Below are 25,073 nucleotides of genomic sequence, written 5' to 3'. Positions count from 1 at the left end.
TAACACCTTATTCGCCGGCGCGCATGCGCCATCCACTACAGGGCGCCGAGGCGCCAAACATAAGCAAATTATATGCCTGAAACCGGAGTGTTTGCCTAGAGCGCTGTAACAATAAAAAGCCGGAAAAAGCTGTGGTTTTTATCGAAAAGTCATGCGCTCAGGCGGGTAGTCGGGCTCCCCGATGTTTACAGGCGGAACTCGTGGCCAAGGTAGACTTCCTTGACCAGTTCGTTGGTCAGGATGGTCTGCGAATCGCCTTCGGCGATCAGTTGTCCATCGTTGACGATATAGGCGGTTTCGCAGATATCCAAGGTCTCGCGGACATTGTGGTCGGTGATCAGTACCCCGATGCCCTTGGCCTTGAGGTGATGGATGATCTGCTTGATGTCGCCCACGGAAATCGGGTCGACACCGGCGAACGGTTCGTCCAGCAGGATGAACTTCGGTGCGGTGGCCAGGGCGCGGGCGATTTCCACTCGGCGCCGTTCGCCACCGGACAGGCTCATGCCGAGGTTGTCACGGATGTGGCTGATATGGAATTCCTGCAGCAGGCTTTCCAGCTCCTTGCGACGGGCGGCCTTGTCGAGTTCCTTGCGGGTCTCGAGGATCGCCATGATGTTGTCGGCCACCGACAGCTTGCGGAAGATCGAGGCCTCCTGCGGCAGGTAGCCGATCCCGGCGCGGGCGCGGCCGTGCATCGGCTGGTGGCTGACGTCCTGGTCGTCGATCAGCACGCGACCCTGGTCGGCCTGGACCAGGCCGACGATCATGTAGAAGCAGGTGGTCTTGCCAGCACCGTTGGGGCCGAGCAGGCCGACGATCTGTCCGCTTTCGATCGACAGGCTGACGTCACGCACGACCTGGCGACTTTTGTAGGCCTTGGCCAGATGCTGGGCTTTCAGAATTGCCATTACTGGGCCTTGTGCTCGTCAGTTTTCTTTTTCGGCTGGATAACCATGTCGATACGCTGGCGCGGCGTGGTGATCGGGCTGCCGTTGGCGCGGCCGGCGGTGGCCACCTGTTTCACCGTGTCGTAGACGATCTTCTCGCCTTCGGTGGTGTTGCCTTCGTTGACCACCTTGGCCTGGTCGATCAGTACGATGCGGTTCTGCTGGGCGTGGTACTGGATGGTCTTGCCGTAGCCGCGGACCGGCTGCGGGTCGGTCGCCTTCTGCTTCTGCTCGAAGTAGGCCAGGTTGCCCACGGAGGTCACCACGTCGATGGCGCCGTCCTGGGTGCGGGTGAGCGTCACGGTGTTGCCCTTGACGATCATCGAACCTTGGGTGATGACGACGTCGCCCTTGTAGGTGGCGATGCCCTGCTTGTCATCCAGTTGAGCGTCGTCAGCTTGAATGCGGATGGGCTGCTCGCTGTCGTTCGGCAGAGCCCAGGCGCTCACGCTTCCCAGTGCTGCGCCCAGGCTGAGCAAAATAGGGAGGGTTTTAACGAGACTCATACTGTCCTCTTACGTTCGATAGCAGGTGCATCCTGCTTTCTTCCAGATAGGCTTTCATGCCTTTGCCCGTGGTCACGCCGTTGGGGCCGTCGATTCTAACGGCTTGCTCGGTCTGCGCATATTGCTTCTGTGGGAATACTGTCATCCGGGTGGTGGTAATGATGACGTGGCGCTGTTTTTCGTCGGTACGGGCGACCCGCACCGAGTCGATCAGTTCGACCTCGGTACCGTCCGGGTTGACCTCGGCGCGTTCGCTCTGGACGTGCCAGGGGAAGGCGGTGCCGCGGTAGACCTGCAGGTCCGGCTTGGTCACCAGAGTGACATCGGAGACCTTCAGGTGCTCGACCTTGTCGCCGGTCATGTCGTATTGCACCTTGCCGTCGGGCATGTACTGGACGCTGTGGGCGTTGATTGCATAGTAGTCGATGGCCTTGTCATCCACCGGTGCGGCCGTCTGCTCCAGGAAACGTTCCGGGCTGATGTTCCAGTAGCCAACGGCCGCGAACAGAACGGCAATGACTCCGAACAGCAGGATGTTGCGAATCTTCTTGCTCAGCATAAAGGGCTCTACAGGTAGGCGGCGTGGGCCGCTTCAAGGCTGTCCTGGGCGCGCAGGATCAGCTCGCAGAATTCGCGTGCGGCACCTTCGCCGCCACGCGCCTGGGTCACGCCGTGGGCGTGTTCGCGCACGAAGCTGGCGGCATTGGCCACGGCCATGCCCAGGCCGACGCGGCGGATCACCGGCAGGTCCGGCAGATCGTCGCCCAGGTAGGCGACCTGCGCATAGTCCAGGCCGAGTTGGGCGAGCAGGGCGTCGAGCACCACCAGCTTGTCTTCACGGCCCTGGAATACGTGGGGAATACCCAGGTTCCTGGCGCGTCGCTCGACCAGTACGGTCTTGCGGCCACTGATGATAGCGGTTTGTACGCCAGCCGCCATCAGCATCTTGATGCCCTGGCCGTCCAGTGTACTGAAGGACTTGAATTCGCTGCCATCCTCGAGGAAGTACAGGCGACCGTCGGTGAGTACGCCGTCGACGTCAAAGACCGCCAGCTTGATGTTCTTGCCGCGTTTCAGCAGATCGTTGCTCATTTACATGACTCCGGCGCGCAGCAGGTCGTGCATGTTCAAGGCGCCGACCGGGCGATCCTCGTCATCGACCACCACCAGGGCGCTGATTTTATGGTCTTCCATGATCTTCAAGGCTTCGGCGGCGAGCATCTCTGCCCGGGCGGTCTTGCCGTGGGGGGTCATGACGTCTTCGATCAGGGCACTGTGGATGTCGATGGTGCGATCGAGGGTGCGGCGCAGATCGCCATCGGTAAAGATCCCGGCCAGGCGACCGTCGGCTTCGACGATCACGGTCATGCCCAGGCCCTTGCGAGTCATTTCCATCAGTGCGTTTTTCAACAGCGTGCCACGTTGCACCTGTGGCAGTTCGTCGCCGGCGTGCATGACGTTTTCCACCTTCAGCAGCAGGCGCCGTCCCAGGGCGCCGCCCGGGTGGGAGAACGCGAAGTCTTCGGCAGTGAAGCCGCGGGCTTCGAGCAGGGCGACGGCCAGGGCATCGCCCATCACCAGGGCGGCGGTGGTCGACGAGGTCGGGGCCAGGTTCAGCGGGCAGGCCTCGTGCTCGATATGTGCGTTGAGGTTGACCTCGGCGGCCTTGGCCAGTGGCGAGTCGGGGTTGCCGGTCAGGCTGATCAACTGGATGCCCAGGCGCTTGATCAGCGGCAGCAGGGTGACTATTTCCGAGGTCGAGCCGGAGTTGGACAGGGCCAGGATAACGTCGTCCCGGGTGATCATGCCCATGTCGCCGTGGCTGGCTTCGGCCGGGTGGACGAAGAAGGCCGGGGTGCCGGTGCTCGCCAGGGTCGCGGCGATCTTGTTGCCGATGTGCCCGGACTTGCCCATGCCGACCACGACCACGCGGCCCTTGCTGGCCAGAATCATCTCGCAGGCGCGCACGAAATCAGCGTCGATATGGGCCAACAAGCCTTCTACGGCTTCTACTTCGAGGCGGATGGTGCGTTGTGCCGATTGAATCAGGTCGCTGGATTGGCTCATGTCAGAAATCGTATAGCCCGATGAAAAGGCGCGATTATAGCGGTAATGAACGATTCCCTCACGCTTGATCGTTGCTCTTTACGCCATGAGCGTAGGACTCGGCTGTCAGTTTTCGCTCAACTGTCCGTCAAAAGCGACTGTCCTTCTCCTGAACAAGCGCGGCTTCGGCCTTGGGCGGCTCGTATCAGCAGTGATATAGTTCGCGACCAGTTCGGCCCGCTCAGGATGTGCGCACCTCTTTTTACAGGGGCCTGGTGTCCGAGACAGAGGCTGCATCGCAAGGAGTCTAGATGAGCGTCGATAACGCCTACGCGGTCGAGCTGAAGGGGGTTACCTTCAAGCGCGGCGCGCGCAGCATCTTCAATAATGTCGATATTCGCATCCCGCGGGGCAAGGTCACCGGCATCATGGGGCCCTCCGGGTGCGGCAAGACCACCCTGTTGCGGTTGATGGGCGCGCAGTTGCGCCCCAACAGCGGCGAGGTATGGGTCAACGGCCGGAACCTGCCGGCGCTTTCGCGCAGCGACCTGTTCGACTCGCGCAAGCACATGGGCGTGCTGTTCCAGAGCGGGGCGCTGTTCACCGATCTGGATGTCTTCGAGAACGTCGCCTTTCCGCTGCGGGTGCACACCGAGCTGCCGGAGGAGATGATTCGTGACATCGTCCTGCTGAAACTGCAGGCCGTCGGCCTGCGCGGCGCGGTCGACCTGATGCCCGACGAACTTTCCGGCGGCATGAAGCGACGCGTGGCCCTGGCCCGGGCTATCGCCCTGGACCCGCAGATCCTCATGTACGACGAACCGTTCGTCGGCCAGGATCCGATCGCCATGGGCGTGCTGGTGCGGCTGATCCGCCTGCTCAATGACGCGCTGGGCATCACCAGCATCGTCGTGTCCCATGACCTGGCGGAAACCGCGAGCATCGCCGATTACCTGTATGTGGTGGGGGACGGGCAGGTGCTGGGCCAGGGCACGCCCGAAGAGCTGATGAATGCCGACAACCCGCGCATTCGCCAGTTCATGACCGGCAATCCGGATGGTCCCGTGCCTTTCCATTACCCGGCGCCGGATTACCGCGCAGATCTGTTGGGGAAGCGCTGATGCGCAAGCATTCGTTGATCGAGAGAATTCGTCTGTTCGGGCGTTCGGGCATCGACGTGCTCGCGGTGCTCGGGCGTTCGACGCTGTTTCTGTTTCACGTGCTGTTCGGTCGCGGTGGCATCGGCGGCGGCTTCGGCCTGCTGGTCCGGCAACTGCACGCCGTGGGTGTCATGTCGCTGGTGATCATCGTCGTATCCGGGATCTTCATCGGCATGGTGCTGGCATTGCAGGGCTTCAATATCCTGTCCAGCTACGGTTCCGAGCAGGCGGTGGGGCAGATGGTCGCCCTCACGCTGCTGCGTGAACTGGGGCCGGTGGTCACCGCCTTGCTGTTCGCCGGCCGTGCCGGCTCGGCGCTGACCGCGGAGATCGGCAACATGAAGTCCACCGAGCAGCTTTCCAGCCTGGAGATGATCGGTGTCGACCCGCTCAAGTACATTGTCGCGCCAAGGCTCTGGGCCGGCTTCATTTCCCTGCCGCTGCTGGCGATGATCTTCAGTGTGGTCGGGATCTGGGGTGGTTCGTGGGTGGCGGTGGACTGGCTGGGCGTCTATGACGGCTCCTACTGGGCCAACATGCAGAACAGCGTGACCTTCAACGGCGACGTGTTGAAGGGGATTGTCAAGAGCATCGTGTTCGCCTTCGTGGTGACCTGGATTGCCGTGTTCCAAGGCTACGACTGTGAGCCCACCTCGGAAGGGATCAGCCGTGCCACCACCAAGACCGTTGTCTATGCCTCCCTGGCAGTGCTCGGCCTGGACTTTATTCTGACCGCCTTGATGTTTGGAGATTTCTGATGCAAAACCGCACCCTGGAAATCGGTGTCGGCCTTTTCCTGCTGGCCGGCATCCTGGCTTTGCTGTTGCTGGCGTTGCGGGTCAGTGGACTGTCCCCCACGGCAAATACTGAAACATATAAACTTTACGCGTACTTCGACAATATCGCCGGTTTGACTGTCAGAGCCAAGGTGACCATGGCCGGTGTGACCATCGGCAAGGTCACGGCTATCGATCTGGACCGCGACAACTTCACGGGGCGGGTGACCATGCAAGTCGACAAGAGCGTGAACAACCTGCCGACCGACTCGACCGCGTCCATCCTCACCGCGGGTCTGCTCGGTGAGAAGTACATCGGTATCAGCGTGGGCGGGGAAGACACCCTGCTCAAGGATGGCGGGACCATCCATGACACCCAGTCGGCGCTGGTGCTGGAAGATCTGATCGGTAAATTCCTGCTCAATACCGTTAATAAAGACGCCAAATGAGGAGTTTTTCCATGATCTCTATGTTGCGCCGTAGCCTGCTGGTATTGCTCGCGGCGTTGCCGCTGATGGGCAATGCCGTGGCGGCTCCTTCTGCCCACGACCTGGTGCAGGACACCACCAACAAGATGCTCGCCGACCTTTCGGCGAACCGGGAGAAGTACAAGCAGAACCCGGGTGATTTCTATAACTCGCTGAACGCCATCGTCGGCCCGGTGGTGGACGCCGAGGGTATTTCCAAGAGCATCATGACCGTCAAGTACTCGCGCAAGGCAACGCCCGAGCAGATGGCCCGCTTCCAGGAAAACTTCAAGCGCGGCCTGTTCCAGTTCTATGGCAACGCGTTGCTCGAGTACAACAATCAGGGCATCACCGTCGACGCACCCAAGGATGAGTCGGGCGATCGCACCAGCGTCGGCATGACCGTCAAGGGCAATAACGGCGCGATCTATCCGGTTTCCTACACCCTTGAGAAGATCAACGGTGAATGGAAGCTGCGCAACGTGATCATCAACGGCATCAACATCGGCAAGCTGTTCCGTGACCAGTTCGCCGATGCCATGCAGCGCAACGGCAACAACCTGGACAAGACCATCGACGGTTGGGCGGGTGAAGTGGAGAAGGCCAAGGCCGAATCCGAGAAGAATCCGCAGAAGGACAGCGGCGGTGAGTGAGGCAAGCATTCGCCTGGGCGAGGCGGGGGAGCTGCACCTGGCCGGCGTGCTCGACTACAGCACCGGCGCGGCCTTGCGCAAGCAGGGCCAGGCGCTGATCGAGTCGAGCGGTGCCTCGACCCTGGTGGTCGACTGTTCGGCGGTGGAAAAGTCCAGCAGCGTCGGCCTGGCCTTGCTGCTGGCTTTCATGCGCGATGCGAGCCACCTCGGCAAGTCCTTCAGCATCCGTGGCATGTCCCGGGAAATGCGCGAAATTGCCGAGGTTTCCGAGCTGACGGAGCTGCTGGGCGTCCAATGATCGGCGCCCGCCCCGAAGCCCCCCCGTCAGAGTCCTGTTAATGCGGGGTTCGCAGGCGCGGGGCTTTTTTGTATCATGACCGACCCGCGCGCGTTGGGCGCCGATCGAGGTTGAGCATGCAGGCCACCGAAGTAAAAAGCTTCCTTGAAGAAAAACTGCCAGGAACCCAGGTTGAAGTTGAGGGCCAGGGCTGCAACTTCCAGTTGAATGTGATCAGTGACGAACTGGCGGCCTTGAGCCCGGTAAAGCGTCAGCAGAGCATCTATGCGCATTTGAACCCATGGATCGCCGATGGCAGCATCCATGCGGTCACCATGAAATTTTTCAGCAGCGCGGCCTGGGCCGAGCGCACCTGAGCCTGAATTGGCGTCGAGATTCCTATGGATAAACTGATTATTACCGGCGGCGTTCGTCTTGATGGCGAAATCCGCATCTCCGGGGCAAAGAACTCCGCGCTGCCGATTCTGGCGGCCACCCTGCTGTGCGACGGCCCGGTCACCGTGGCCAACCTGCCGCACCTGCACGACATCACCACCATGATCGAGCTGTTCGGGCGCATGGGCATCGAGCCCGTGATCGACGAAAAACTCGCCGTGGAAATCGACCCGCGCACCATCAAGACCCTGGTGGCGCCGTACGAGCTGGTGAAGACCATGCGTGCGTCGATCCTGGTGCTGGGCCCGATGGTCGCCCGCTTCGGCCAGGCCGAAGTGGCGCTGCCCGGTGGTTGTGCCATCGGTTCGCGGCCGGTCGACCTGCACATCCGCGGCCTGGAAGCCATGGGCGCGGTGATCGACGTCGAAGGCGGCTACATCAAGGCCAAGGCGCCGGAAGGCGGCCTGCGCGGGGCGAACTTCTTCTTCGACACCGTCTCCGTGACCGGTACCGAGAACATCATGATGGCCGCGGCCCTGGCCCGTGGTCGCAGCGTGCTGCAGAACGCCGCGCGCGAACCGGAAGTGGTCGACCTGGCGAACTTCCTCAACGCCATGGGCGCCAAGATTTCCGGTGCCGGCTCCGACACCATCACCATCGACGGTGTCGAGCGCCTGCACTCGGCGAACTACAAGGTCATGCCTGACCGTATCGAAACCGGCACCTACCTGGTGGCCGCTGCCGTCACCGGCGGCCGGGTAAAGGTCAAGGACACCGATCCGACCATCCTCGAAGCGGTTCTGGAAAAACTCAAGGAATCCGGCGCGGTCATCACCACCGGCGAGGACTGGATCGAGCTGAACATGCATGGCAAGCGACCGAAGGCGGTCAACGTGCGCACCGCGCCGTACCCGGCGTTCCCGACCGACATGCAGGCCCAGTTCATCTCCCTCAACGCCATTGCCGAAGGCACTGGCGCGGTGATCGAGACGATCTTCGAAAACCGCTTCATGCACGTGTACGAACTGCACCGCATGGGCGCCAAGATCCAGGTCGAGGGCAACACCGCGATCGTCACCGGCACCGAGGTCCTCAAGGGTGCCCCGGTCATGGCCACCGACCTGCGGGCCTCGGCCAGCCTGGTGATTTCGGCGCTGGCCGCCGAAGGCGATACGCTGATCGACCGGATCTACCATATCGACCGTGGCTACGAGTGCATCGAAGAGAAGCTGCAGATGCTCGGCGCCAGGATCCGTCGCGTTCCGGGCTAGTGATTGCTGGTGACGGGCTGGCCCCAGCCGGCTTGCTGGCGATAGCGCAGTATCAGGCAACAGCGATGTTGACTGACAGATAGCAATCGCCAGCAGGCCGGCTCCTATAAGGAATGCGCCCCGGTCTGTTAGAGTGTCGCAATATCCTGAATTGAAGGACCTAGGTTTTCCCATGCTGACCATTGCACTGTCCAAGGGCCGTATCCTCGACGATACACTGCCGTTGCTCGCCGAGGCGGGTATCGTGCCCACAGAAAATCCGGACAAGAGCCGCAAGCTGATCATTCCGACGACCCAGGACGATGTCCGCCTGCTGATCGTTCGCGCCACCGACGTGCCGACCTATGTCGAGCATGGCGCGGCCGATCTCGGCGTTGCCGGCAAGGATGTGCTGATGGAGTACGGCGGCCAGGGCCTGTACGAGCCGCTGGACCTGCAGATCGCCCGCTGCAAGCTGATGACCGCCGGTGCTGTCGGCGCGGTGGAGCCCAAGGGGCGCCTGCGGGTGGCGACCAAGTTCGTCAACGTCGCCAAGCGCTACTACGCCGAGCAGGGCCGCCAGGTCGACATCATCAAGCTGTACGGTTCGATGGAGCTGGCGCCGCTGATCGGCCTGGCGGACAAGATCATCGACGTCGTCGATACCGGCAATACCCTGCGTGCCAACGGCCTGGAGCCCCAGGAACTGATCGCGACCATCAGCTCGCGCCTGGTGGTGAACAAGGCATCGATGAAGATGCAGCACGCCCGTATCCAATCCCTGATCGACACCCTGCGCAAGGCAGTGGAGTCGCGACACCGTAGCTGACTCACCCGCGCGGCGTTGAGCCGCGCCCATCTATCCGTGTCATAGCCAGAATTCTCGGGTGCCCACGCGGATGGCTTGGTAGTCTGGGGCGCGCGATCGCTATTGAGCGTCAGCGCCCATCCGGGTGCCTGAGATTTGCTGTTCCCAAGCATTCGCCAATTATTGAGGCCCCCGCTATGACTACGTCCACCGCCATTCGCCGACTCAACGCTGCCGATCCGGATTTCGCCCATCATCTGGATCATCTGTTGAGCTGGGAAAGCGTGTCCGATGACTCGGTCAACCAGCGGGTGCTGGACATCATCAAGGCGGTGCGCGAGCGTGGCGATGCGGCCGTGGTCGAGTTCACCCAGCGTTTCGACGGTCTGGAAGCGGCCTCGATGGCCGACCTGATCCTGCCGCGCGAGCGTCTGGAACTGGCCCTGACCCGCATCACCCAGGCTCAGCGCGAGGCCCTGGAAAAGGCTGCCGGCCGTGTGCGCAGCTACCATGAGCGGCAGAAGCAGGATTCCTGGAGTTACACCGAGGCCGATGGCACGGTGCTGGGCCAGAAGGTCACGCCGCTGGATCGCGCCGGCCTGTATGTGCCCGGTGGCAAGGCCTCTTACCCGTCGTCGGTGCTGATGAACGCGATTCCGGCCAAGGTGGCCGGTGTCGGCGAGGTGGTGATGGTGGTGCCGACCCCACGTGGCGAGGTCAACGAACTGGTACTGGCGGCGGCCTGCGTCGCCGGTGTCGACCGGGTGTTCACCATCGGCGGCGCCCAGGCGGTCGCGGCGTTGGCCTACGGTACCGAGAGTGTGCCGCAGGTCGACAAGGTGGTCGGGCCGGGCAACATCTACGTGGCCACCGCCAAGCGTCATGTGTTCGGCCAGGTCGGTATCGACATGATTGCCGGTCCCTCGGAAATCCTGGTGGTGTGTGACGGCCAGACCGACCCGGACTGGATCGCCATGGACCTGTTCTCCCAGGCCGAGCACGACGAGGATGCGCAGGCGATCCTGGTCAGCCCGGATGCGGCGTTCCTCGATCGCGTCGCGGCGAGCATCGACAAGCTGCTGCCGACCATGGACCGTGCATCGATCATCGAAACCTCGATCAACGGTCGCGGCGCGTTGATCCAGGTCCGCGACATGCAGCAGGCGATCGAAGTCGCCAACCGTATCGCACCGGAGCACCTGGAGCTGTCGGTCGCCGACCCGCAGGCCTGGCTGCCGCGGATCCGCCACGCCGGCGCGATCTTCATGGGCCGCCACACCTCCGAGGCCCTGGGGGACTACTGCGCCGGTCCCAACCACGTGCTACCGACCTCCGGCACCGCGCGCTTCTCGTCGCCGCTGGGGGTGTACGACTTCCAGAAGCGTTCGTCGATCATCTTCTGCTCCGAGCAGGGCGCGTCCGAACTGGGCAAGACCGCCTCGGTGCTGGCCCGCGGCGAGTCGTTGAGCGCCCATGCCCGCAGTGCGGAATACCGGATCGTCGCCGAAGGCCAGGAATAAGGGGAAACACGCATGAGCAAGTTCTGGAGCAAATTCGTCAAGGACCTGGTGCCCTACGTGCCAGGCGAGCAACCCAAGCTGACCAAACTGGTCAAGCTCAACACCAACGAAAACCCCTACGGTCCTTCGCCCAAGGCGCTGGCGGCGATGCAGGCGGAAGTCAACGACAACCTGCGCCTGTATCCCGACCCCAATGGCGACCGGCTCAAGCAGGCCGTGGCCGAGTACTACGGCGTGCAAGGCAATCAGGTGTTCCTCGGCAACGGTTCCGACGAAGTCCTGGCCCATATCTTTCACGGCCTGTTCCAGCAGGATCGGCCGCTGCTGTTCCCGGATATCAGCTACAGCTTCTATCCGGTCTACTGTGGCCTGTACGGGATCGATTTCGAAGCGCTGCCATTGGATGAGCAGTTCCAGATCCGCGTGGCCGACTATGCCAGGCCCAACGGCGGGATCATCTTCCCCAACCCGAACGCGCCGACCGGCTGCCTGCTGGCGCTGGAGGCTGTGGAGCAGATCCTCAAGGCCAGCCCGGACTCGGTGGTGGTGGTCGATGAAGCCTACATCGACTTCGGTGGCGAAACGGCTATCAGCCTGGTCGATCGCTACCCGAACCTGCTGGTGACCCAGACCCTGTCCAAGTCGCGGTCCCTGGCGGGGCTGCGGGTGGGCCTGGCGGTCGGGCACGCAGACCTGATCGAGGCGCTGGAGCGGGTCAAAAACAGCTTCAACTCCTACCCGCTCGATCGCATGGCGATCGCCGGTGCGGCGGCGGCGTTCGAGGATCGGGCGTACTTCGAGCAAACCTGTCGCCAGGTCATCGAAAGCCGTGAGCGTCTGGTGGAGCAGTTGCAGGCCAAGGGTTTCGACGTGCTGCCTTCGGCGGCGAACTTCATCTTCGCCCGCCACCCACGGCACGATGCGGCGACACTGGCGGCGAAGGTGCGGGAGCAGGGAGTGATCGTGCGTCACTTCAAGCAGGAGCGCATCGCCCAGTTCCTGCGCATCACCATTGGTACGCCGGAGCAGAACCAGGCGCTGATCGAGGCCCTGGGCGAGCTCTGACTTCTTAACCGATCGTTCCCACGCTCCGCGTGGGAACGCAGCCCGTGACGCTCTGCGTCAAAAGAGCGGACGCCGAGCGTCCGGGGAGGCATTCCCACGCGGAGCGTGGGAACGATTGGTCATAAGGGATCGGTAGCCCGGTTATTCCTCTTCCTTCGGCGCCGTCTGCTGTGGCGGACGCAGGCCGATCTCGGCCGTCAGCTTGAGTTCCTTGCCATTGCGCAGAACCTGGATCACCACCTTGTCGGTCGGCTTGATCCGCGCCACCTGGTTCATCGACTTGCGCCCGTCGTTGGCCGGCTCACCATCGATGCTCAGGATCACGTCACCCAACTGCAGACCGGCCCTCTGCGCCGGCCCGTCACGGAAAATACCCGCCACGACGATCCCCGGGCGTCCACTGAGGCCGAACGATTCCGCCAGTTCCTGGGTCAGCGGCTGCACTTCGATACCCAGCCAGCCACGAATCACCTGGCCGTGCTCGATGATCGCCTTCATCACCTCGACCGCCAGATTGATCGGGATCGCAAAACCGATGCCCTGGGAGCCGCCGGACTTGGAGAAGATCGCCGTGTTGATCCCGGTCAGGTTGCCGTTGGCATCGATCAGCGCGCCGCCGGAGTTGCCGGGGTTGATCGCCGCGTCGGTCTGGATGAAGTCTTCGTAGTTGTTCAGGCCCAGTTGGTTGCGTCCGGTGGCGCTGATGATGCCCATGGTGGTGGTCTGGCCGACACCGAACGGGTTGCCGATGGCCAGGGCGATGTCGCCGATGCGGATCTTGTCCGAGCGGCCGATGGTGATCGAGGGCAGGTCCGGCAGGTCGATCTTGAGTACCGCCAGGTCGGTCTCCGGGTCGCTGCCGATCACTCGCGCCAGGGTCTCGCGACCATCCTTGAGCGCCACGACGATCTGGTCGGCACCGGCGGTCACGTGGTTGTTGGTCAGCAGGTAACCGCTCTTGCTCATGATCACCGCCGAACCCAGGCTGGACTCCATGCGCTTCTGTTTGGGCAGGTTGTCGCCGAAGAAACGCCGGAACTGCGGGTCTTCGAACAGCGGATGGCTGTTCTTGTTGACCATCTTCGTGGTGTACAGGTTGGCCACCGCTGGTGCGGCAAGGTCCACCGCGTCGGCATAGGACACCGGACCCTGCTGGATGGTCGCGGTCTGCGGGGCCTGTTGCAGGTTCACATCCAGGTCAGGCAGGCCGACCCACTGGGGGTAACGCTGGATAATCAGCAAAGCGGCCAGCACGCCGACCACCAGCGGCCAGCCGAAAAAACGCAGAGCCTTGAGCATTGAACACGTCCTGGGAGGTTGCAGGCCATCCGGGACGGCCCATAATGTCGCGCATTATACGAGGCTGCGAGCGCCTCTGGATGGGATATTGAGGAGTTTTTATGGCCGTTGCCCTGAGTACCCTGGTCGAGGAGGCGAACCGCTTTCTCGGCATTTCGCGAATCGCCGATTACTGCCCCAACGGCCTGCAGGTCGAAGGCCGGCCGCAGGTCACCCGGATCGTCAGCGGGGTCACCGCCAGCCAGGCGCTGCTCGACGCGGCGGTGGAGGCCGGGGCCGACCTGGTACTCGTGCACCACGGTTACTTCTGGAAGGGCGAAGACCCCTGTGTCGTGGGGATGAAACAACGTCGGCTGAAAACCCTGCTCAAGCATGACATCAGCCTGTTGGCCTACCACCTGCCACTGGACCTGCACCCTGAGGTCGGCAATAACGTGCAGCTCGCCCGTCAGTTGGACATCACTGTCGAGGGCCCGCTGGACCCCGAGAACCCCAAGGTGGTTGGCCTGATCGGCTCCCTCAACGAACCGATGACCCCGCGCGATTTCGCCCGCAAGGTCCAGGAGGCGCTGGGGCGCGAGCCGCTGCTGATCGAAGGCGGCGAGATGATCCGCCGGGTCGGCTGGTGCACCGGCGGCGGCCAGGGCTACATCGACCAGGCGGTGCAGGCCGGGGTCGACCTGTACCTGAGCGGCGAGGCCTCTGAGCAGACCTTTCACAGCGCGCAGGAAAACGGCATCAGTTTCATCGCTGCCGGCCACCATGCCACCGAGCGTTATGGTGTGCAGGCCCTGGGTGAGTATCTGGCGCGGCGCTTCGCTCTGGAACACCTGTTCATCGATTGCCCGAACCCGATCTGAGCCCGCCGGGCCGGCCTCCGGAAAGGGCTGGCAGCCAAACGAGGGGATATATTCTTATATCGTTTCGATCTATCCGGCCTAATCAATAGAATAGGTCGCTGTGCTAGCATGCCTGGCTCGAACACGGCCCGCTGGCCGTCCACAAGAACGCTTTTCGTGAGTAGCCATGGTCGACAAACTGACGCATCTGAAACAGCTGGAGGCGGAAAGCATCCACATCATCCGCGAGGTGGCCGCCGAGTTCGACAACCCGGTGATGCTGTACTCCATCGGCAAAGATTCCGCCGTGATGCTGCACCTGGCACGCAAGGCGTTTTTTCCCGGCAAGCTGCCGTTTCCGGTGATGCATGTCGACACCCAGTGGAAATTCCAGGAAATGTACAAGTTCCGTGATCGCATGGTCGCGGAAATGGGCCTGGATCTGATCACCCACGTCAACCCGGAAGGGGTGGCTCAGGGCATCAACCCGTTCACCCACGGCAGTTCCAAGCACACCGACATCATGAAGACCCAGGGCCTCAAGCAGGCACTGGACAAGCATGGCTTCGACGCGGCCTTCGGCGGCGCCCGCCGTGACGAAGAGAAGTCCCGTGCCAAGGAGCGCGTGTATTCCTTCCGCGACAGCAAACACCGCTGGGACCCGAAGAACCAGCGCCCGGAGCTGTGGAACGTCTACAACGGCAAGGTCAACAAGGGCGAGTCGATCCGCGTCTTCCCGCTGTCGAACTGGACCGAACTGGACATCTGGCAATATATCTATCTCGAAGGCATCCCGATCGTGCCGTTGTACTTCGCCGCCGAGCGTGAAGTCATCGAGAAGAACGGCACCCTGATCATGATCGACGACGAGCGCATCCTCGAGCACCTGTCCGACGAGGAAAAGGCCCGTATCGTCAAGAAAAAGGTGCGTTTCCGTACCCTTGGCTGCTACCCGTTGACGGGCGCGGTGGAGTCCGAGGCCGAAACCCTCACGGACATCATTCAGGAAATGCTCCTGACGCGTACTTCCGAGCGCCAGGGCCGGGTCATCGACCACGATGGCGCCGGTTCCATGGAAGACAAGAAACGTCAGGGCTATTTCTAATTAGGGTCTAAGCATGTCGCACCAATCCGATCTGATCAGCGAGGACATCCTCGCCTACCTGAGCCAGCACGAACGTAAAGAGTTGCTGCGCTTCCTGACCTGCGGCAACGTCGATGACGGCAAGAGCACCCTGATCGGGCGCCTGCTGCACGACTCGAAGATGATCTACGAAGACCATCTGGAAGCCATCACTCGCGATTCGAAGAAAGTCGGCACCACCGGTGAGGAAGTCGACCTGGCACTGCTGGTCGATGGCCTGCAGGCCGAGCGCGAGCAGGGCATCACCATCGATGTGGCCTACCGCTATTTCTCCACCGCCAAGCGCAAGTTCATCATCGCCGACACCCCCGGCCATGAGCAGTACACCCGCAACATGGCCACCGGTGCTTCCACCTGTGACCTGGCGATCATCCTGGTGGATGCCCGCTACGGCGTGCAGACCCAGACCCGTCGCCACAGCTTCATCGCCTCCCTGCTGGGCATCAAGCACATCGTCGTTGCCATCAACAAGATGGACCTCAAGGACTTCGACCAGGGCGTGTTCGAGTCGATCAAGGCCGACTACCTGAAGTTCGCCGAAGGTCTGAAGATGAAGCCGTCGAGCCTGCACTTCGTGCCGATGTCGGCGCTCAAGGGCGACAACGTGGTGAACAAGAGCGAGCGTTCGCCGTGGTACACCGGCCAGTCGTTGATGGAGATTCTCGAGACCGTGGAAGTGGCGGGCGACCGCAACCTCACCGACCTGCGTTTCCCGGTGCAGTACGTCAACCGGCCGAACCTGAATTTCCGCGGTTTCGCCGGCACCCTGGCCAGCGGCGTCGTGAAGAAGGGCGACGAAGTGGTGGTCCTGCCGTCGGGCAAGAGCAGCCGGGTGAAATCCATCGTCACTTACGAAGGTGAACTGGAACATGCCGGTCCCGGCCAGGCCATCACCCTGACCATGGAAGACGAGATCGACATCTCCCGTGGCGACCTGCTGGTGCATGCCGACAATGTCCCGCCGGTGACCGACAGCTTCGAGGCCATGCTGGTATGGATGGCCGAGGAGCCGATGCTGCCGGGCAAGAAATACGACATCAAGCGCGCCACCAGCTACGTGCCGGGCTCGATTGCCAGCATCGTTCACCGGGTCGACGTGAACACCCTGGAGGAAGGCTCGGCCAGTGCCCTGCAACTGAACGAGATCGGCAAGGTCAAGATCGCCCTCGATGCGCCGATCGCCCTGGACGGTTACGACAGCAACCGCACCACCGGTGCGTTCATCGTCATCGACCGCCTGACCAACGGCACCGTCGGCGCCGGCATGATTGTCGCTCAGCCGCTGGCCCACGGCAGTGCCACCCATCATGGCAAGCTGGCCCATGTCGCGACCGAGGAGCGTGCCCAACGCTTCGGCCAGCAACCGGCGACCGTGCTGTTCACCGGCCTGTCGGGCGCGGGCAAGAGCACCCTGGCCTACGCCGTGGAGCGCAAGCTGTTCGACATGGGGCGCGCGGTGTTCGTGCTGGATGGCCAGAACCTGCGCCACGACCTGAACAAGGGGCTGCCGCAGGACCGTGCCGGTCGTACCGAAAATTGGCGCCGTGCCGCCCACGTGGCGCGCCAGTTCAACGAAGCCGGCCTGTTGACCCTGGCCGCGTTCGTCGCGCCGGATGCCGAGGGCCGCGAGCAGGCCAAGTCCCTGATCGGTGGCGAGCGTCTGCTCACCGTCTATGTCCAGGCTTCGCCGCTGGTCTGCCGCGAGCGTGATCCACAGGGCCTGTACGCAGCCGGTGGCGACAATATCCCGGGCGAGTCCTTCCCGTACGATGTGCCGCTCAATGCCGATCTGGTGATCGACACCCAGGCGCTGTCGCTGGAGGACAGCGTCAAGCAGGTGCTGGATCTGCTGCGCCAGCGCGGCGCGATCTAAGCTTCGCCGGCCACAAAAAAGCCCGCGACCGAGTGATCGGTTGCGGGCTTTTTCATGGGCCTTCAGTTTCCATCACCGAGTGCCATGAGGCCTCCTGTGGCGAGCGCCGCTCAGGCCTTGGCGGGGTGCTCACTGTGCAGGCGCGCGAGCAAGGCATCCTTGTCCGCCCACAGTTGGTTGATCCAGGCCTGGAACGCTTGCCGGTACTCGGCGTCCTGTTCGTAGTTCCTGCCGATGAACTGTGGTGGAATCCTCAGCTCTTCGAAATGCACCACCACCTCCCGCACCTTGCCGCACAACAGGTCCCAGAACCCTGGCCGTCCAGCCGGGTAGTGAATGGTCACGTTGACGATGGATTCCAGCTGTTCGCCCATGGCATCCAGTACGAAAGCGATGCCACCGGCCTTGGGCTTGAGCAGGTAGCGAAATGGCGATTGCTGCTGCGCATGCTTGCCGGCGGTGAAGCGTGTGCCTTCGGCGAAGTTGAAGATACCCACAGGGTTCTTGCGAAACTTCGCGCAGGTCTTGCGGGTGGTTTCCAGATCCTTGCCTTTCTTCTCTGGGTGTTTCTCCAGATACGCCTTCGAATAGCGCTTCATGAAGGGAAAACCCAGGGCCCACCAGGCCAGGCCGATTACCGGAACCCAGATCAGTTCCTGCTTGAGAAAGAACTTCAACGGGCGGATCCGTCGGTTGAGCACGTGCTGCAGTACCAGAATATCGACCCAACTCTGGTGATTGCTGGTGACCAGGTAGGAGTGCTCGTAGTCCAGCCCCTCCAGACCATGGAGATGCCAGCGGGTCTTGCAGACCAGATGCATCCAGGCCTTGTTGTTGCTGATCCAGGCCTCATGGGTGTGGTTCATCAGCCAGTGGCTGAAACGCTGGGTCAGGGCGAAGGGCAGGGCCTTGAACAGTGCCACGCAGAACAGGAACGAGCACAGCAGCAGGGTGTTCAACGCCAGCAGCAGCGAGGCGAGCAGGCCGCGCAGGGGCGCCGGAAGGAAGTCGAGCATGGTGTTCTTTCTCGGGAATGCATTCTTGTTTGAGCGAGCGGCCGCAGCCCCCACGCCTTATGGCATGAGGGTAGCGGACAACGGTGGTCGTGTGCAGCCGCTTCAGATATCCACAGGTCGGTTGGCGGCCTGGATCGCCGTCAGTGCGATGGTGTAGACGATGTCGTCGACCTGGGCGCCGCGCGGCAGGTCGTTGACCGGCTTGCGCAGGCCCTGCAGCATCGGCCCCAGGCTGACGCAGTCGGCACTGCGTTGCACTGCCTTGTGGGTGGTGTTGCCGGTGTTCAGGTCGGGGAACACGAATACCGTGGCGCGGCCGGCCACCTGGCTGTTGGGCGCCAGTTGCCGGGCGACGTTTTCGTTGGCGGCGGCGTCGTACTGCAACGGCCCGTCGATCAGCAGGTCGCGCTGGGCCTCGTGGGCCAGCAGGGTGGCCTCGCGAACCTTCTCCACTTCCTCGCCGCTGGCCGATTCGCCGCTGGAATAGCTGATCATCGCCACGCGCGGGGCGATGCCAAAGGCCTGGGCCGAATCCGCGCTCTGCAGGGCGATTTCCGCCAGTTCGGTGGCGGATGGGTGCGGGTTCATCACGCAGTCGCCGTAGACCAGCACCTGCTCGGGGAACAGCATGAAGAACACCGACGACACCAGGGTGCAACCCGGCGCGGTCTTGATCAGTTGCAGGGCCGGACGGATGGTATTGGCGGTGGAGTGGATCACGCCGGAAACCAGGCCGTCGACCTCGTCCAGCGCCAGCATCATGGTGCCGATCACCACCGGGTCTTCCAGTTGCTGCTCGGCCATCGGCGTGTTCAGGCTCTTGTTCTTGCGCAAGGCCACCATCGGCTCGGCGTAACGCTTGCCGATTTCGTCCGGATCGAGAATCTCCAGCCCCGGCGGCAACTCGAAACCGTGGGCCTTGGCCACCGCCTCGACATCCGCCGGCTTGGCCAGCAGCACGCAGCGAGCAATGCCCCGCGCCTGGCAGATCGCCGCCGCCTGCACGGTCAGCGGCTCGCTGCCTTCGGGCAGGACGATGCGCTTGTTGGCCTGCTGGGCGCGCTGGATCAACTGATAGCGGAACACCGCCGGCGTCAGGCGCATCTCCCGCGGGGTACCACAACGCTGGTGCAGCCACTGGGCGTCGAGGTGGCTGGCGACGAAGTCGGTGATGATCTCCGCCCGCTCGCGGTCATCGACCGGGATTTCCTTGTTCAGGCTGTTGAGCTGGTTGGCGGTGTCGTAGGAGCCGGTGCTCACCGACAGTACCGGCAGGCCGGCCTGGAGTGCGCCGCGGCAGAGTTCCATCAGCCGAGGATCGGGCTTGGTGTCGCTGGTCAGCAGCAGGCCGGCCAGCGGCACGCCATTGAGTGCCGCCAGGCTGACGGCGAGGATGATGTCGTCGCGATCGCCCGGGGTCACCACCAGCACGCCGGGCTTGAGCAGTTGCAGGGTGTTGAGGACGGTGCGGGCGCAGAGGATGATCTTCGACATGCGCCGGGTTTCATAGTCGCCGGCGTTGAGCACCTGGGCGCCCAGCAGCTCGGCGACGTCGCGGGTCCGCGGTGCGTTCAGTTCTGGCTGGTAGGGGATGCAGCCGAGCAGGCGGAAGTCGCCGCTGCGCAACAACGGCGAGTGTTCCTTGAGACGGGCGGCAAAGGCCTCCATGCTCTCGTCGGCGCGCACCTTGTTGAGAATCACGCCGAGAACCTTGGGGTCCTTCGGGCCGCCAAACAGTTGCGCCTGCAACTCGACCCGGCCGGACAGCTCGGTCAGCACTTCGTTTTCCGGTGCCGAGACCAGGATCACCTCGGCATCCAGGCTCTTCGCCAGGTGCAGGTTGACCCGCGCGGCGTAGCTGGCCGCCCGGGTCGGGACCATGCCTTCGACCACCAGCACGTCCTTGCCGATCGCGGCCTGCTGGTACAGGGTGATGATTTCTTCCAGCAGTTCGTCGAGCTGGCCGTCGCCGAGCATCCGCTCGACATGGGCCAGGCCCAGCGGTTGGGGCGGCTTGAGACCGTGGGTACGGGCCACCAGTTCGGTCGAACGCTCCGGTCCGGTATCACCCGGGTGTGGCTGGGCGATGGGCTTGAAGAAACCGACCTTCAGGCCGGCGCGTTCCAGCGTGCGGACCAGCCCGAGGCTGATCGAGGTCAGACCCACGCCAAAATCGGTGGGCGCGATAAAGAAAGTTTGCATGCGTAGTCTCTTGTGGAGCGCAACTGCGGGGACCGATGGTTGATCCCCTGCGATATTCAGACGCCAAGGTTAGCGCTAACCGAGCCCTGTGCGCACCAACCACATGCAAAGCGTTGGCCGATCCGGGCCGAACGCCGCACCGCGTCCAGCACCCAGGCACGCGACTGCCACGGTGGCTGGTGGCGCAGGTGCTGGGTATGGCCGCAGGACAGCTCGGCAACCCAGTGACCGTCCTCATCCTGGTGGAAACCGATGATGAAGGAGGGGGCCGGTTCAACCCGTCCGTCCGGGTTCCGTTCGCTTTCGGGCGAATCCTTGTTTAGACTTGTCCGCTCTTCATTCTTCTGCAAAAGGTCCCGCCCCATGCTGATCGCCGCCAATAAGGCTGTGTCCATCGACTATACCCTGACCAACGACGCTGGTGAGGTCATCGACAGCTCTGCCGGCGGCGCGCCGCTGGTGTACCTGCAAGGTGCAGGCAACATCATTCCAGGCCTGGAAAAGGCTCTGGAAGGCAAGGCCGCGGGTGACGAACTGAACGTCACCGTCGAGCCTGAAGATGCCTACGGCGAATACTCGGCTGAACTGGTCAGCACCCTGAGCCGCGGCATGTTCGAAGGCGTCGACGAGCTGGAAGTGGGCATGCAGTTCCACGCTTCCGCTCCGGATGGCCAGATGCAGATCGTCACCATCCGTGACCTGGACGGCGACGACGTCACCGTCGACGGCAACCACCCGCTGGCTGGCCAGCGCCTGAACTTCAAGGTCAAGATCGTCAACATCCGTGACGCCAGCCAGGAAGAAATCGCCCATGGTCACATCCATGGCGAAGGCGGCCATCACCACTGAGTTCTGCTGCTAAGCTCTGGTTGTAGGAAGGCGCCCACGGGCGCCTTTTTAGTCCGCCGCGGTTTCATCGCTGGAAACCGGTCATGGTGTCGGGCAACAATGTCGAGACGTAACACGGGATTATCGGGAGTTCGCCATGAGTGCTTTTCACGACCTTACGCTGGTGGCGCTGGATGGCCAGGACCTGCCCCTCGCACCCTTCAAGGGGCATGTCGTGCTGGTGGTCAATGTCGCCTCCAAATGTGGCCTGACGCCGCAGTACGCGGCACTGGAAAACCTCTACCAGCAATACAAGGGCCAGGGGTTCTCGGTGCTGGGCGTGCCGTGCAACCAGTTCGCCGGCCAGGAGCCGGGTTCTGAAGACGAGATTCGCGAATTCTGCAGCCTCAACTACGGCGTGACCTTTCCGTTGAGCCGCAAGCTGGAGGTCAACGGCCATGATCGTCACCAGTTGTATCGGCTGCTGGCGGGCGAGGGCGCCGAGTTCCCCGGTGACATCACCTGGAACTTCGAGAAATTCCTGATGGGCAAGGACGGTCGCGTACTTGCACGCTTCTCGCCGCGCACGGCGCCGGATGACCCGGCAGTGGTCCAGGCCATCGAGAAGGCATTGGCCTGATACCGGTCCGTGACAACCGGACTTCCTGGGGCGAACCTGTGGGAGATTCTAGGGTTCTGCGCAAGGGTTGAGGGCTTCTTCGCGGCGGTCCGACGCTTCGTTGAAGCCTTCGCCCACAAGAAACCGCCAGGCGCGATCCCTGTGGGAGCTGCCCGGCCGGCTTCCACAGGGTTCAGCGCTGTTCTGGCGCGGCCGGGTTCCTGACACTTTTCGAGCTTGATCACTCAGATCAATAGTGCTGTTCGCCCCTCGGCTGACGGAATATTATCCTGATCATAAATTCCCTTCAGCCGTGGAGTGCCCCATGTCGGTCCAAGCCCTGTTCAAGCCTTTCCATCTCGGTGCCCTGGAGCTGCCGACCCGCGTGGTGATGGCGCCGATGACCCGTTCGTTCTCCCCGGGTGGCGTGCCCAATTCGAAAGTCATCGAGTACTACCGCAAGCGTGCGGCGGCCGGCGTCGGCCTGATCGTCACCGAAGGCACCACCGTCGGTCACCCGGCGGCCAACGGTTATCCGAACGTGCCGCATTTCTATGGTGAAGCGGCCCTGGCCGGCTGGAAGAAGGTGGTCGACGCGGTGCATGCCGAGGGGGGCAGGATCGTGCCGCAGCTCTGGCACGTGGGCAACGTGCGGCGCCTGGGCACCGAGCCGGATGCCAGTGTGCCCGGCTACGGCCCGAGTGAAAAACTCAAGGACGGCCAGGTGGTGGTCCACGGCATGACCCACCAGGACATCCAGGACGTGATCGCCGCCTTCGCCCAGGCGGCGAAGGATGCCCAGGCCATCGGCATGGACGGTGTCGAGATCCACGGCGCCCACGGTTACCTGATCGATCAGTTCTTCTGGGAGGGCAGCAACCAGCGCAGTGACGAATACGGTGGCAGTCTGGCCAACCGTTCGCGCTTCGCCATCGAGCTGATCCGGGCCGTGCGCGCCGCCGTCGGCCCGGGCTTTCCGATCATTTTCCGTTTCTCCCAGTGGAAGCAGCAGGACTACACCGCGCGCCTGGTGCAAACCCCGGAGGCGCTGGGCGAGTTCCTCAAGCCGCTGGCCGAGGCCGGTGTGGATATCTTCCATTGCTCGACGCGACGCTTCTGGGAGCCGGAGTTCGACGGTTCGACACTCAATCTGGCCGGCTGGACCCGCAAGCTGACCGGCAAGCCGACCATCACCGTGGGCAGCGTCGGCCTGGATGGTGAGTTCCTGCAGTTCATGGTCAATACCGACAAGGTGGCCCAGCCGGCGAGCCTGGAGAAGCTGCTGGAGCGTCTGAACAACGATGAGTTCGACCTGGTGGCGGTGGGCCGCGCGTTGCTGGTCGACCCGGACTGGGCAGTGAAAGTGCGCGACGGCCGCGAGCAGGACATTCTGCCGTTCAGCCGCGAGGCCCTGACCAGTCTCGTTTGAGGTCTATCTGGGAACAGGGGGCGCATGGGGCGTCCCCTGTTCCGCTTCACAGGCGCGGCGCAACTTCATCTCGAATTGCTCGACGATCGCCCCCCAGCTCTGCCGGCTGGCATGCTGACGGGCGTTCAGACGCACATTGCGCAAGGTTTCCCCGCCTTCGAGCAGCCAGCAGGCCGCATCCCGGAAGGCGTCCTCATCGCCGGGCATCGCCAGCACGCCGTTGTAGCCATGGCGAATGTGCTGGGCTGCGGCCGCCTGGTCATAGGCGACCACCGCCAGGCCCGAGGCCAGTGCCTCAAGCACTACATTGCCGAAGGTCTCGGTCAGGCTGGGAAATACGAACAGGTCGCCGCAGGCGTAGTGCGCCGCCAGGGCCTCGCCACGCTGGGTGCCGCAGAAAATCGCTCTGGGCAGCTCCTGCTCCAGCGAGGAGCGTAACGGGCCGTCGCCGACCACGACCAGCTTCATCGTCCGTTGTGGATAAGTCGCCTGCAAGGACTGGAAAGTCCGGCCCAGCAGGCCGAGGTTCTTCTCGGTCGCCAACCGCCCGACGTACATGACTGCAATATCGTCTGGTGCCAGTCCCCAGCTTTCCCGCAGCGTATTCTGCCGCTTGGCCGGGTGGAACAACTGGCTGTCGACGCCTCGCGACAGCAGTTCCAGGCGTTCGAAGTGGCGCCGCTCCAGCTCCAGGCGCTGGCTGACACTGGGAACCAGGGTCAGCTTGGAGCGATTGTGGAACCAGCGCAGGTAGTGGGTCAGAAATCGCGTCAGCATCCCCAGACCGTACTGGTTGGAATACTGCTGGAAATTGGTGTGGAAACCGCTGACCACGGAGATCCCCAGGCGGCGTGCCGCGCGCAACGCGGAGAGCCCCAGGGGACCTTCGGTCGCGATGTACAGCACATCGGGGCGCTGGCGTTTCCAGCGGCGCAACAGCTTGTGCATCGACGACTGCCCCCATTGCAGGCCCGGATAGCCCGGCAGTGGCCAGCCGCGACAGAGCAGCAGTTGGGTATCGCTGGGGCGGTTCAGGTCACAGTTCTGCCGCGGGCGTACCAGCTCGACTTGATGACCACGGGCGCGCAATCCCTCGCACAGGCGGCCAAGGGTATTGGCCACGCCGTTGATTTCGGGTGGGAAGGTTTCGGTGATCAGGGTGATATGCAGAGCTGTCGTCATGATTGCAGTATTCACCCGGAGCCGTTGCGGGGTTGTGGCATTTGGGTGATGGATTTGTGACGAAGGCTCCAGACTGCCCTTTGCGTCCTCGATATCCGGGTCACGGGCTCGTTATCATCAGGTGTGTCCACCACCTTCAAGGAGATTCCGTGACCGACAATATCTATGCACCGCCCCAGGCGGACCTGAATGCACCGCGCAGCGAGGCCACCGGCCGCTTCTACGTGGTGTCCAAAGCCAAGTTCTTCGTGCTGTTCATCTTCAGCCTGGGGCTGTACCAGATCTATTGGTCCTACAAGAACTGGAGCCAGTACAAGGCGTCGACGCAGTTGGATATCTGGCCGGTCGCCCGAGGGATCTTCGCGATCTTCTTCGTGCACGCGCTGTACCGCAACGTCGAGAAGAGCATTCTCGCCAGCGGTCGTGGCTATCGTTGGGATGCTTCGCTGTGGGCGACCCTGTTTGTGGTCTGCGCGGTGCTCAGCAACGTGCTGGAGACCCTGGTCAGGAAAAATATCGGCGGATCCTTGCTGGTGGTGCTCAGCACCTTCTGGGTATTCGCCCAGGTCTTCATCACCTGGCAGGGCCAGCAGGCCATCAACTTTGCCAGTGGTGATGTCGAGGGTGAGAGCAACGCCAGCTTCGGCCCGCTCAACTACCTGGTGATCGTGCTCGGCGGTATCGTCTGGGCGTTCGCCCTGATCGGTATTTTTGCACTCCCGAGCTGAAACGAACACCGGGCCGATTCCTGGCCCGGTGCCATCTGGC

Annotated in this window: 27 protein-coding genes; 17 read left to right on the top strand and 10 right to left on the bottom strand. The window is 62.8% G+C overall.

Going from position 1 to position 25,073, the window contains the following annotated elements; translation table 11 throughout:
- Positions 1–185: 185 nt before the first annotated feature.
- Genes lptB through K675_RS0114850 form a run of 5 tightly spaced genes read right to left on the bottom strand, consistent with a single transcriptional unit; the run spans position 186 to position 3,523 of the window.
- Complete coding sequence (gene lptB, locus K675_RS0114870) at positions 186–911, bottom strand: LPS export ABC transporter ATP-binding protein (RefSeq protein ID WP_017904302.1); 726 nt, start codon at positions 909–911, stop codon at positions 186–188.
- Entirely contained in the window at positions 911–1,456 is a 546-nt protein-coding gene (lptA, locus tag K675_RS0114865) for a lipopolysaccharide transport periplasmic protein LptA (protein ID WP_026145209.1), read from the bottom strand. The genes lptB and lptA overlap by 1 nt, the downstream gene beginning before the upstream one ends.
- Positions 1,443–2,015, bottom strand: a complete 573-nt coding sequence (gene lptC, locus K675_RS0114860; protein WP_017904300.1) for an LPS export ABC transporter periplasmic protein LptC — start codon at positions 2,013–2,015, stop codon at positions 1,443–1,445. The genes lptA and lptC overlap by 14 nt, the downstream gene beginning before the upstream one ends.
- An 8-nt stretch (positions 2,016–2,023) precedes the next feature.
- Entirely contained in the window at positions 2,024–2,548 is a 525-nt protein-coding gene (locus K675_RS0114855) for a KdsC family phosphatase (RefSeq protein WP_017904299.1), read from the bottom strand.
- The gene (locus tag K675_RS0114850; RefSeq protein ID WP_017904298.1) at positions 2,549–3,523 is read right to left on the bottom strand and encodes a KpsF/GutQ family sugar-phosphate isomerase; all 975 of its coding nucleotides are present in this window, start codon (positions 3,521–3,523) and stop codon (positions 2,549–2,551) included. It lies immediately after the preceding gene.
- Positions 3,524–3,813: 290 nt separating this feature from the next.
- Here K675_RS0114850 and K675_RS0114845 point away from each other — a divergent pair, with 290 nt between their 5' ends.
- From K675_RS0114845 to hisC, 10 genes are all read left to right on the top strand, one after another.
- Positions 3,814–4,623 carry an ATP-binding cassette domain-containing protein gene (locus K675_RS0114845; protein ID WP_017904297.1) on the top strand — a complete coding sequence of 270 codons (810 nt, stop codon included), beginning with the start codon at positions 3,814–3,816 and terminating at the stop codon, positions 4,621–4,623.
- A complete protein-coding gene (gene mlaE / locus K675_RS0114840) occupies positions 4,623–5,420 on the top strand; it encodes a lipid asymmetry maintenance ABC transporter permease subunit MlaE (protein ID WP_017904296.1) in 798 nt (265 codons plus the stop codon). Before K675_RS0114845 ends, mlaE begins: the two co-directional genes overlap by 1 nt.
- Positions 5,420–5,887: an outer membrane lipid asymmetry maintenance protein MlaD gene (mlaD, locus tag K675_RS0114835; RefSeq protein ID WP_017904295.1), complete on the top strand. Its 468-nt coding sequence runs from the start codon at positions 5,420–5,422 to the stop codon at positions 5,885–5,887. The genes mlaE and mlaD overlap by 1 nt, the downstream gene beginning before the upstream one ends.
- An 11-nt stretch (positions 5,888–5,898) precedes the next feature.
- Complete coding sequence (locus K675_RS0114830) at positions 5,899–6,558, top strand: MlaC/ttg2D family ABC transporter substrate-binding protein (protein WP_017904294.1); 660 nt, start codon at positions 5,899–5,901, stop codon at positions 6,556–6,558.
- Positions 6,551–6,856, top strand: a complete 306-nt coding sequence (locus tag K675_RS0114825; RefSeq protein ID WP_017904293.1) for an STAS domain-containing protein — start codon at positions 6,551–6,553, stop codon at positions 6,854–6,856. Before K675_RS0114830 ends, K675_RS0114825 begins: the two co-directional genes overlap by 8 nt.
- Positions 6,857–6,972: 116 nt before the next feature.
- The gene (locus K675_RS0114820; RefSeq protein WP_017904292.1) at positions 6,973–7,212 is read left to right on the top strand and encodes a BolA family protein; all 240 of its coding nucleotides are present in this window, start codon (positions 6,973–6,975) and stop codon (positions 7,210–7,212) included.
- A gap of 24 nt (positions 7,213–7,236) precedes the next feature.
- The gene (murA, locus tag K675_RS0114815; RefSeq protein ID WP_017904291.1) at positions 7,237–8,502 is read left to right on the top strand and encodes a UDP-N-acetylglucosamine 1-carboxyvinyltransferase; all 1,266 of its coding nucleotides are present in this window, start codon (positions 7,237–7,239) and stop codon (positions 8,500–8,502) included.
- 172 nt (positions 8,503–8,674) lie between these two features.
- Positions 8,675–9,310: an ATP phosphoribosyltransferase gene (gene hisG, locus K675_RS0114810; RefSeq protein WP_017904290.1), complete on the top strand. Its 636-nt coding sequence runs from the start codon at positions 8,675–8,677 to the stop codon at positions 9,308–9,310.
- A gap of 176 nt (positions 9,311–9,486) precedes the next feature.
- Complete coding sequence (gene hisD, locus K675_RS0114805; protein WP_017904289.1) at positions 9,487–10,809, top strand: histidinol dehydrogenase; 1,323 nt, start codon at positions 9,487–9,489, stop codon at positions 10,807–10,809.
- A 12-nt stretch (positions 10,810–10,821) separates the two neighbouring features.
- Positions 10,822–11,874, top strand: a complete 1,053-nt coding sequence (gene hisC, locus K675_RS0114800) for a histidinol-phosphate transaminase (protein ID WP_017904288.1) — start codon at positions 10,822–10,824, stop codon at positions 11,872–11,874.
- A 141-nt stretch (positions 11,875–12,015) separates the two neighbouring features.
- On the opposite strand, the gene algW is transcribed toward hisC, so the two are convergent.
- Positions 12,016–13,173: a Do family serine endopeptidase AlgW gene (algW, locus tag K675_RS0114795; protein WP_017904287.1), complete on the bottom strand. Its 1,158-nt coding sequence runs from the start codon at positions 13,171–13,173 to the stop codon at positions 12,016–12,018.
- Positions 13,174–13,274: 101 nt separating this feature from the next.
- Here algW and K675_RS0114790 point away from each other — a divergent pair, with 101 nt between their 5' ends.
- The 3 genes from K675_RS0114790 (at position 13,275) to cysN (ending at position 17,029) form a co-directional block, all read left to right on the top strand.
- Positions 13,275–14,033 (top strand): Nif3-like dinuclear metal center hexameric protein, encoded by a 759-nt coding sequence (locus K675_RS0114790; RefSeq protein ID WP_017904286.1) that lies wholly within the window; start codon positions 13,275–13,277, stop codon positions 14,031–14,033.
- 166 nt (positions 14,034–14,199) lie between these two features.
- Positions 14,200–15,117, top strand: a complete 918-nt coding sequence (gene cysD / locus K675_RS0114785) for a sulfate adenylyltransferase subunit CysD (RefSeq protein WP_017904285.1) — start codon at positions 14,200–14,202, stop codon at positions 15,115–15,117.
- A 13-nt stretch (positions 15,118–15,130) separates the two neighbouring features.
- Positions 15,131–17,029, top strand: a complete 1,899-nt coding sequence (gene cysN / locus K675_RS0114780) for a sulfate adenylyltransferase subunit CysN (RefSeq protein WP_017904284.1) — start codon at positions 15,131–15,133, stop codon at positions 17,027–17,029.
- A 110-nt stretch (positions 17,030–17,139) separates the two neighbouring features.
- Here cysN and K675_RS0114775 read toward each other — a convergent pair whose 3' ends face one another.
- The 3 genes from K675_RS0114775 to K675_RS0114765 all read right to left on the bottom strand — a co-directional run bounded on the left by K675_RS0114775 (position 17,140) and on the right by K675_RS0114765 (position 20,642).
- Complete coding sequence (locus tag K675_RS0114775) at positions 17,140–18,045, bottom strand: acyltransferase (protein ID WP_017904283.1); 906 nt, start codon at positions 18,043–18,045, stop codon at positions 17,140–17,142.
- Positions 18,046–18,147: 102 nt separating this feature from the next.
- A complete protein-coding gene (pta, locus tag K675_RS0114770) occupies positions 18,148–20,247 on the bottom strand; it encodes a phosphate acetyltransferase (RefSeq protein WP_017904282.1) in 2,100 nt (699 codons plus the stop codon).
- 56 nt (positions 20,248–20,303) lie between these two features.
- Positions 20,304–20,642: a DUF3565 domain-containing protein gene (locus tag K675_RS0114765; RefSeq protein ID WP_080635354.1), complete on the bottom strand. Its 339-nt coding sequence runs from the start codon at positions 20,640–20,642 to the stop codon at positions 20,304–20,306.
- Here K675_RS0114765 and K675_RS0114760 point away from each other — a divergent pair.
- The 3 genes from K675_RS0114760 to K675_RS0114750 all read left to right on the top strand — a co-directional run bounded on the left by K675_RS0114760 (position 20,611) and on the right by K675_RS0114750 (position 23,123).
- Entirely contained in the window at positions 20,611–21,096 is a 486-nt protein-coding gene (locus K675_RS0114760; protein ID WP_017904280.1) for an FKBP-type peptidyl-prolyl cis-trans isomerase, read from the top strand. The genes K675_RS0114765 and K675_RS0114760 overlap by 32 nt on opposite strands.
- Before the next feature lie 136 nt (positions 21,097–21,232).
- The gene (locus K675_RS0114755; RefSeq protein WP_017904279.1) at positions 21,233–21,715 is read left to right on the top strand and encodes a glutathione peroxidase; all 483 of its coding nucleotides are present in this window, start codon (positions 21,233–21,235) and stop codon (positions 21,713–21,715) included.
- 304 nt (positions 21,716–22,019) lie between these two features.
- The gene (locus K675_RS0114750; RefSeq protein ID WP_017904278.1) at positions 22,020–23,123 is read left to right on the top strand and encodes an NADH:flavin oxidoreductase; all 1,104 of its coding nucleotides are present in this window, start codon (positions 22,020–22,022) and stop codon (positions 23,121–23,123) included.
- Between the two features lie 3 nt (positions 23,124–23,126).
- On the opposite strand, the gene K675_RS0114745 is transcribed toward K675_RS0114750, so the two are convergent.
- Entirely contained in the window at positions 23,127–24,305 is a 1,179-nt protein-coding gene (locus K675_RS0114745) for a glycosyltransferase family 4 protein (protein WP_017904277.1), read from the bottom strand.
- A gap of 149 nt (positions 24,306–24,454) precedes the next feature.
- On the opposite strand from K675_RS0114745, the gene K675_RS0114740 reads away from it, so the two are divergent.
- Positions 24,455–25,033: a hypothetical protein gene (locus K675_RS0114740; RefSeq protein ID WP_017904276.1), complete on the top strand. Its 579-nt coding sequence runs from the start codon at positions 24,455–24,457 to the stop codon at positions 25,031–25,033.
- Positions 25,034–25,073 lie beyond the last annotated feature (40 nt).

This window comes from Pseudomonas fuscovaginae SE-1, from assembly GCF_000364705.1.
Classification (GTDB): domain Bacteria; phylum Pseudomonadota; class Gammaproteobacteria; order Pseudomonadales; family Pseudomonadaceae; genus Aquipseudomonas; species Aquipseudomonas fuscovaginae_A.
Note: the sequence above shows the minus strand (reverse complement) of the source record. Positions and strands in the feature narration are given on the sequence as shown.

Excerpts from the sequence above, each read along its gene's own strand:
- K675_RS0114855 (WP_017904299.1), bottom strand. The coding sequence starts at position 2,548 with ATGAGCAACGATCTGCTGAAACGCGGCAAGAACATCAAGCTGGCGGTC.
- cysD (WP_017904285.1), top strand. The coding sequence starts at position 14,200 with ATGGTCGACAAACTGACGCATCTGAAACAGCTGGAGGCGGAAAGCATC.
- mlaD (WP_017904295.1), top strand. The coding sequence starts at position 5,420 with ATGCAAAACCGCACCCTGGAAATCGGTGTCGGCCTTTTCCTGCTGGCC.
- K675_RS0114830 (WP_017904294.1), top strand. The coding sequence starts at position 5,899 with ATGATCTCTATGTTGCGCCGTAGCCTGCTGGTATTGCTCGCGGCGTTG.
- K675_RS0114755 (WP_017904279.1), top strand. The coding sequence starts at position 21,233 with ATGAGTGCTTTTCACGACCTTACGCTGGTGGCGCTGGATGGCCAGGAC.
- K675_RS0114760 (WP_017904280.1), top strand. The coding sequence starts at position 20,611 with ATGCTGATCGCCGCCAATAAGGCTGTGTCCATCGACTATACCCTGACC.
- K675_RS0114790 (WP_017904286.1), top strand. The coding sequence starts at position 13,275 with ATGGCCGTTGCCCTGAGTACCCTGGTCGAGGAGGCGAACCGCTTTCTC.
- algW (WP_017904287.1), bottom strand. The coding sequence starts at position 13,173 with ATGCTCAAGGCTCTGCGTTTTTTCGGCTGGCCGCTGGTGGTCGGCGTG.
- hisC (WP_017904288.1), top strand. The coding sequence starts at position 10,822 with ATGAGCAAGTTCTGGAGCAAATTCGTCAAGGACCTGGTGCCCTACGTG.
- cysN (WP_017904284.1), top strand. The coding sequence starts at position 15,131 with ATGTCGCACCAATCCGATCTGATCAGCGAGGACATCCTCGCCTACCTG.
- lptB (WP_017904302.1), bottom strand. The coding sequence starts at position 911 with ATGGCAATTCTGAAAGCCCAGCATCTGGCCAAGGCCTACAAAAGTCGC.
- lptA (WP_026145209.1), bottom strand. The coding sequence starts at position 1,456 with ATGAGTCTCGTTAAAACCCTCCCTATTTTGCTCAGCCTGGGCGCAGCA.
- K675_RS0114845 (WP_017904297.1), top strand. The coding sequence starts at position 3,814 with ATGAGCGTCGATAACGCCTACGCGGTCGAGCTGAAGGGGGTTACCTTC.
- K675_RS0114745 (WP_017904277.1), bottom strand. The coding sequence starts at position 24,305 with ATGACGACAGCTCTGCATATCACCCTGATCACCGAAACCTTCCCACCC.
- lptC (WP_017904300.1), bottom strand. The coding sequence starts at position 2,015 with ATGCTGAGCAAGAAGATTCGCAACATCCTGCTGTTCGGAGTCATTGCC.
- mlaE (WP_017904296.1), top strand. The coding sequence starts at position 4,623 with ATGCGCAAGCATTCGTTGATCGAGAGAATTCGTCTGTTCGGGCGTTCG.
- pta (WP_017904282.1), bottom strand. The coding sequence starts at position 20,247 with ATGCAAACTTTCTTTATCGCGCCCACCGATTTTGGCGTGGGTCTGACC.
- murA (WP_017904291.1), top strand. The coding sequence starts at position 7,237 with ATGGATAAACTGATTATTACCGGCGGCGTTCGTCTTGATGGCGAAATC.
- hisG (WP_017904290.1), top strand. The coding sequence starts at position 8,675 with ATGCTGACCATTGCACTGTCCAAGGGCCGTATCCTCGACGATACACTG.
- K675_RS0114765 (WP_080635354.1), bottom strand. The coding sequence starts at position 20,642 with ATGGACACAGCCTTATTGGCGGCGATCAGCATGGGGCGGGACCTTTTG.
- K675_RS0114820 (WP_017904292.1), top strand. The coding sequence starts at position 6,973 with ATGCAGGCCACCGAAGTAAAAAGCTTCCTTGAAGAAAAACTGCCAGGA.
- K675_RS0114775 (WP_017904283.1), bottom strand. The coding sequence starts at position 18,045 with ATGCTCGACTTCCTTCCGGCGCCCCTGCGCGGCCTGCTCGCCTCGCTG.
- K675_RS0114850 (WP_017904298.1), bottom strand. The coding sequence starts at position 3,523 with ATGAGCCAATCCAGCGACCTGATTCAATCGGCACAACGCACCATCCGC.
- K675_RS0114750 (WP_017904278.1), top strand. The coding sequence starts at position 22,020 with ATGTCGGTCCAAGCCCTGTTCAAGCCTTTCCATCTCGGTGCCCTGGAG.
- hisD (WP_017904289.1), top strand. The coding sequence starts at position 9,487 with ATGACTACGTCCACCGCCATTCGCCGACTCAACGCTGCCGATCCGGAT.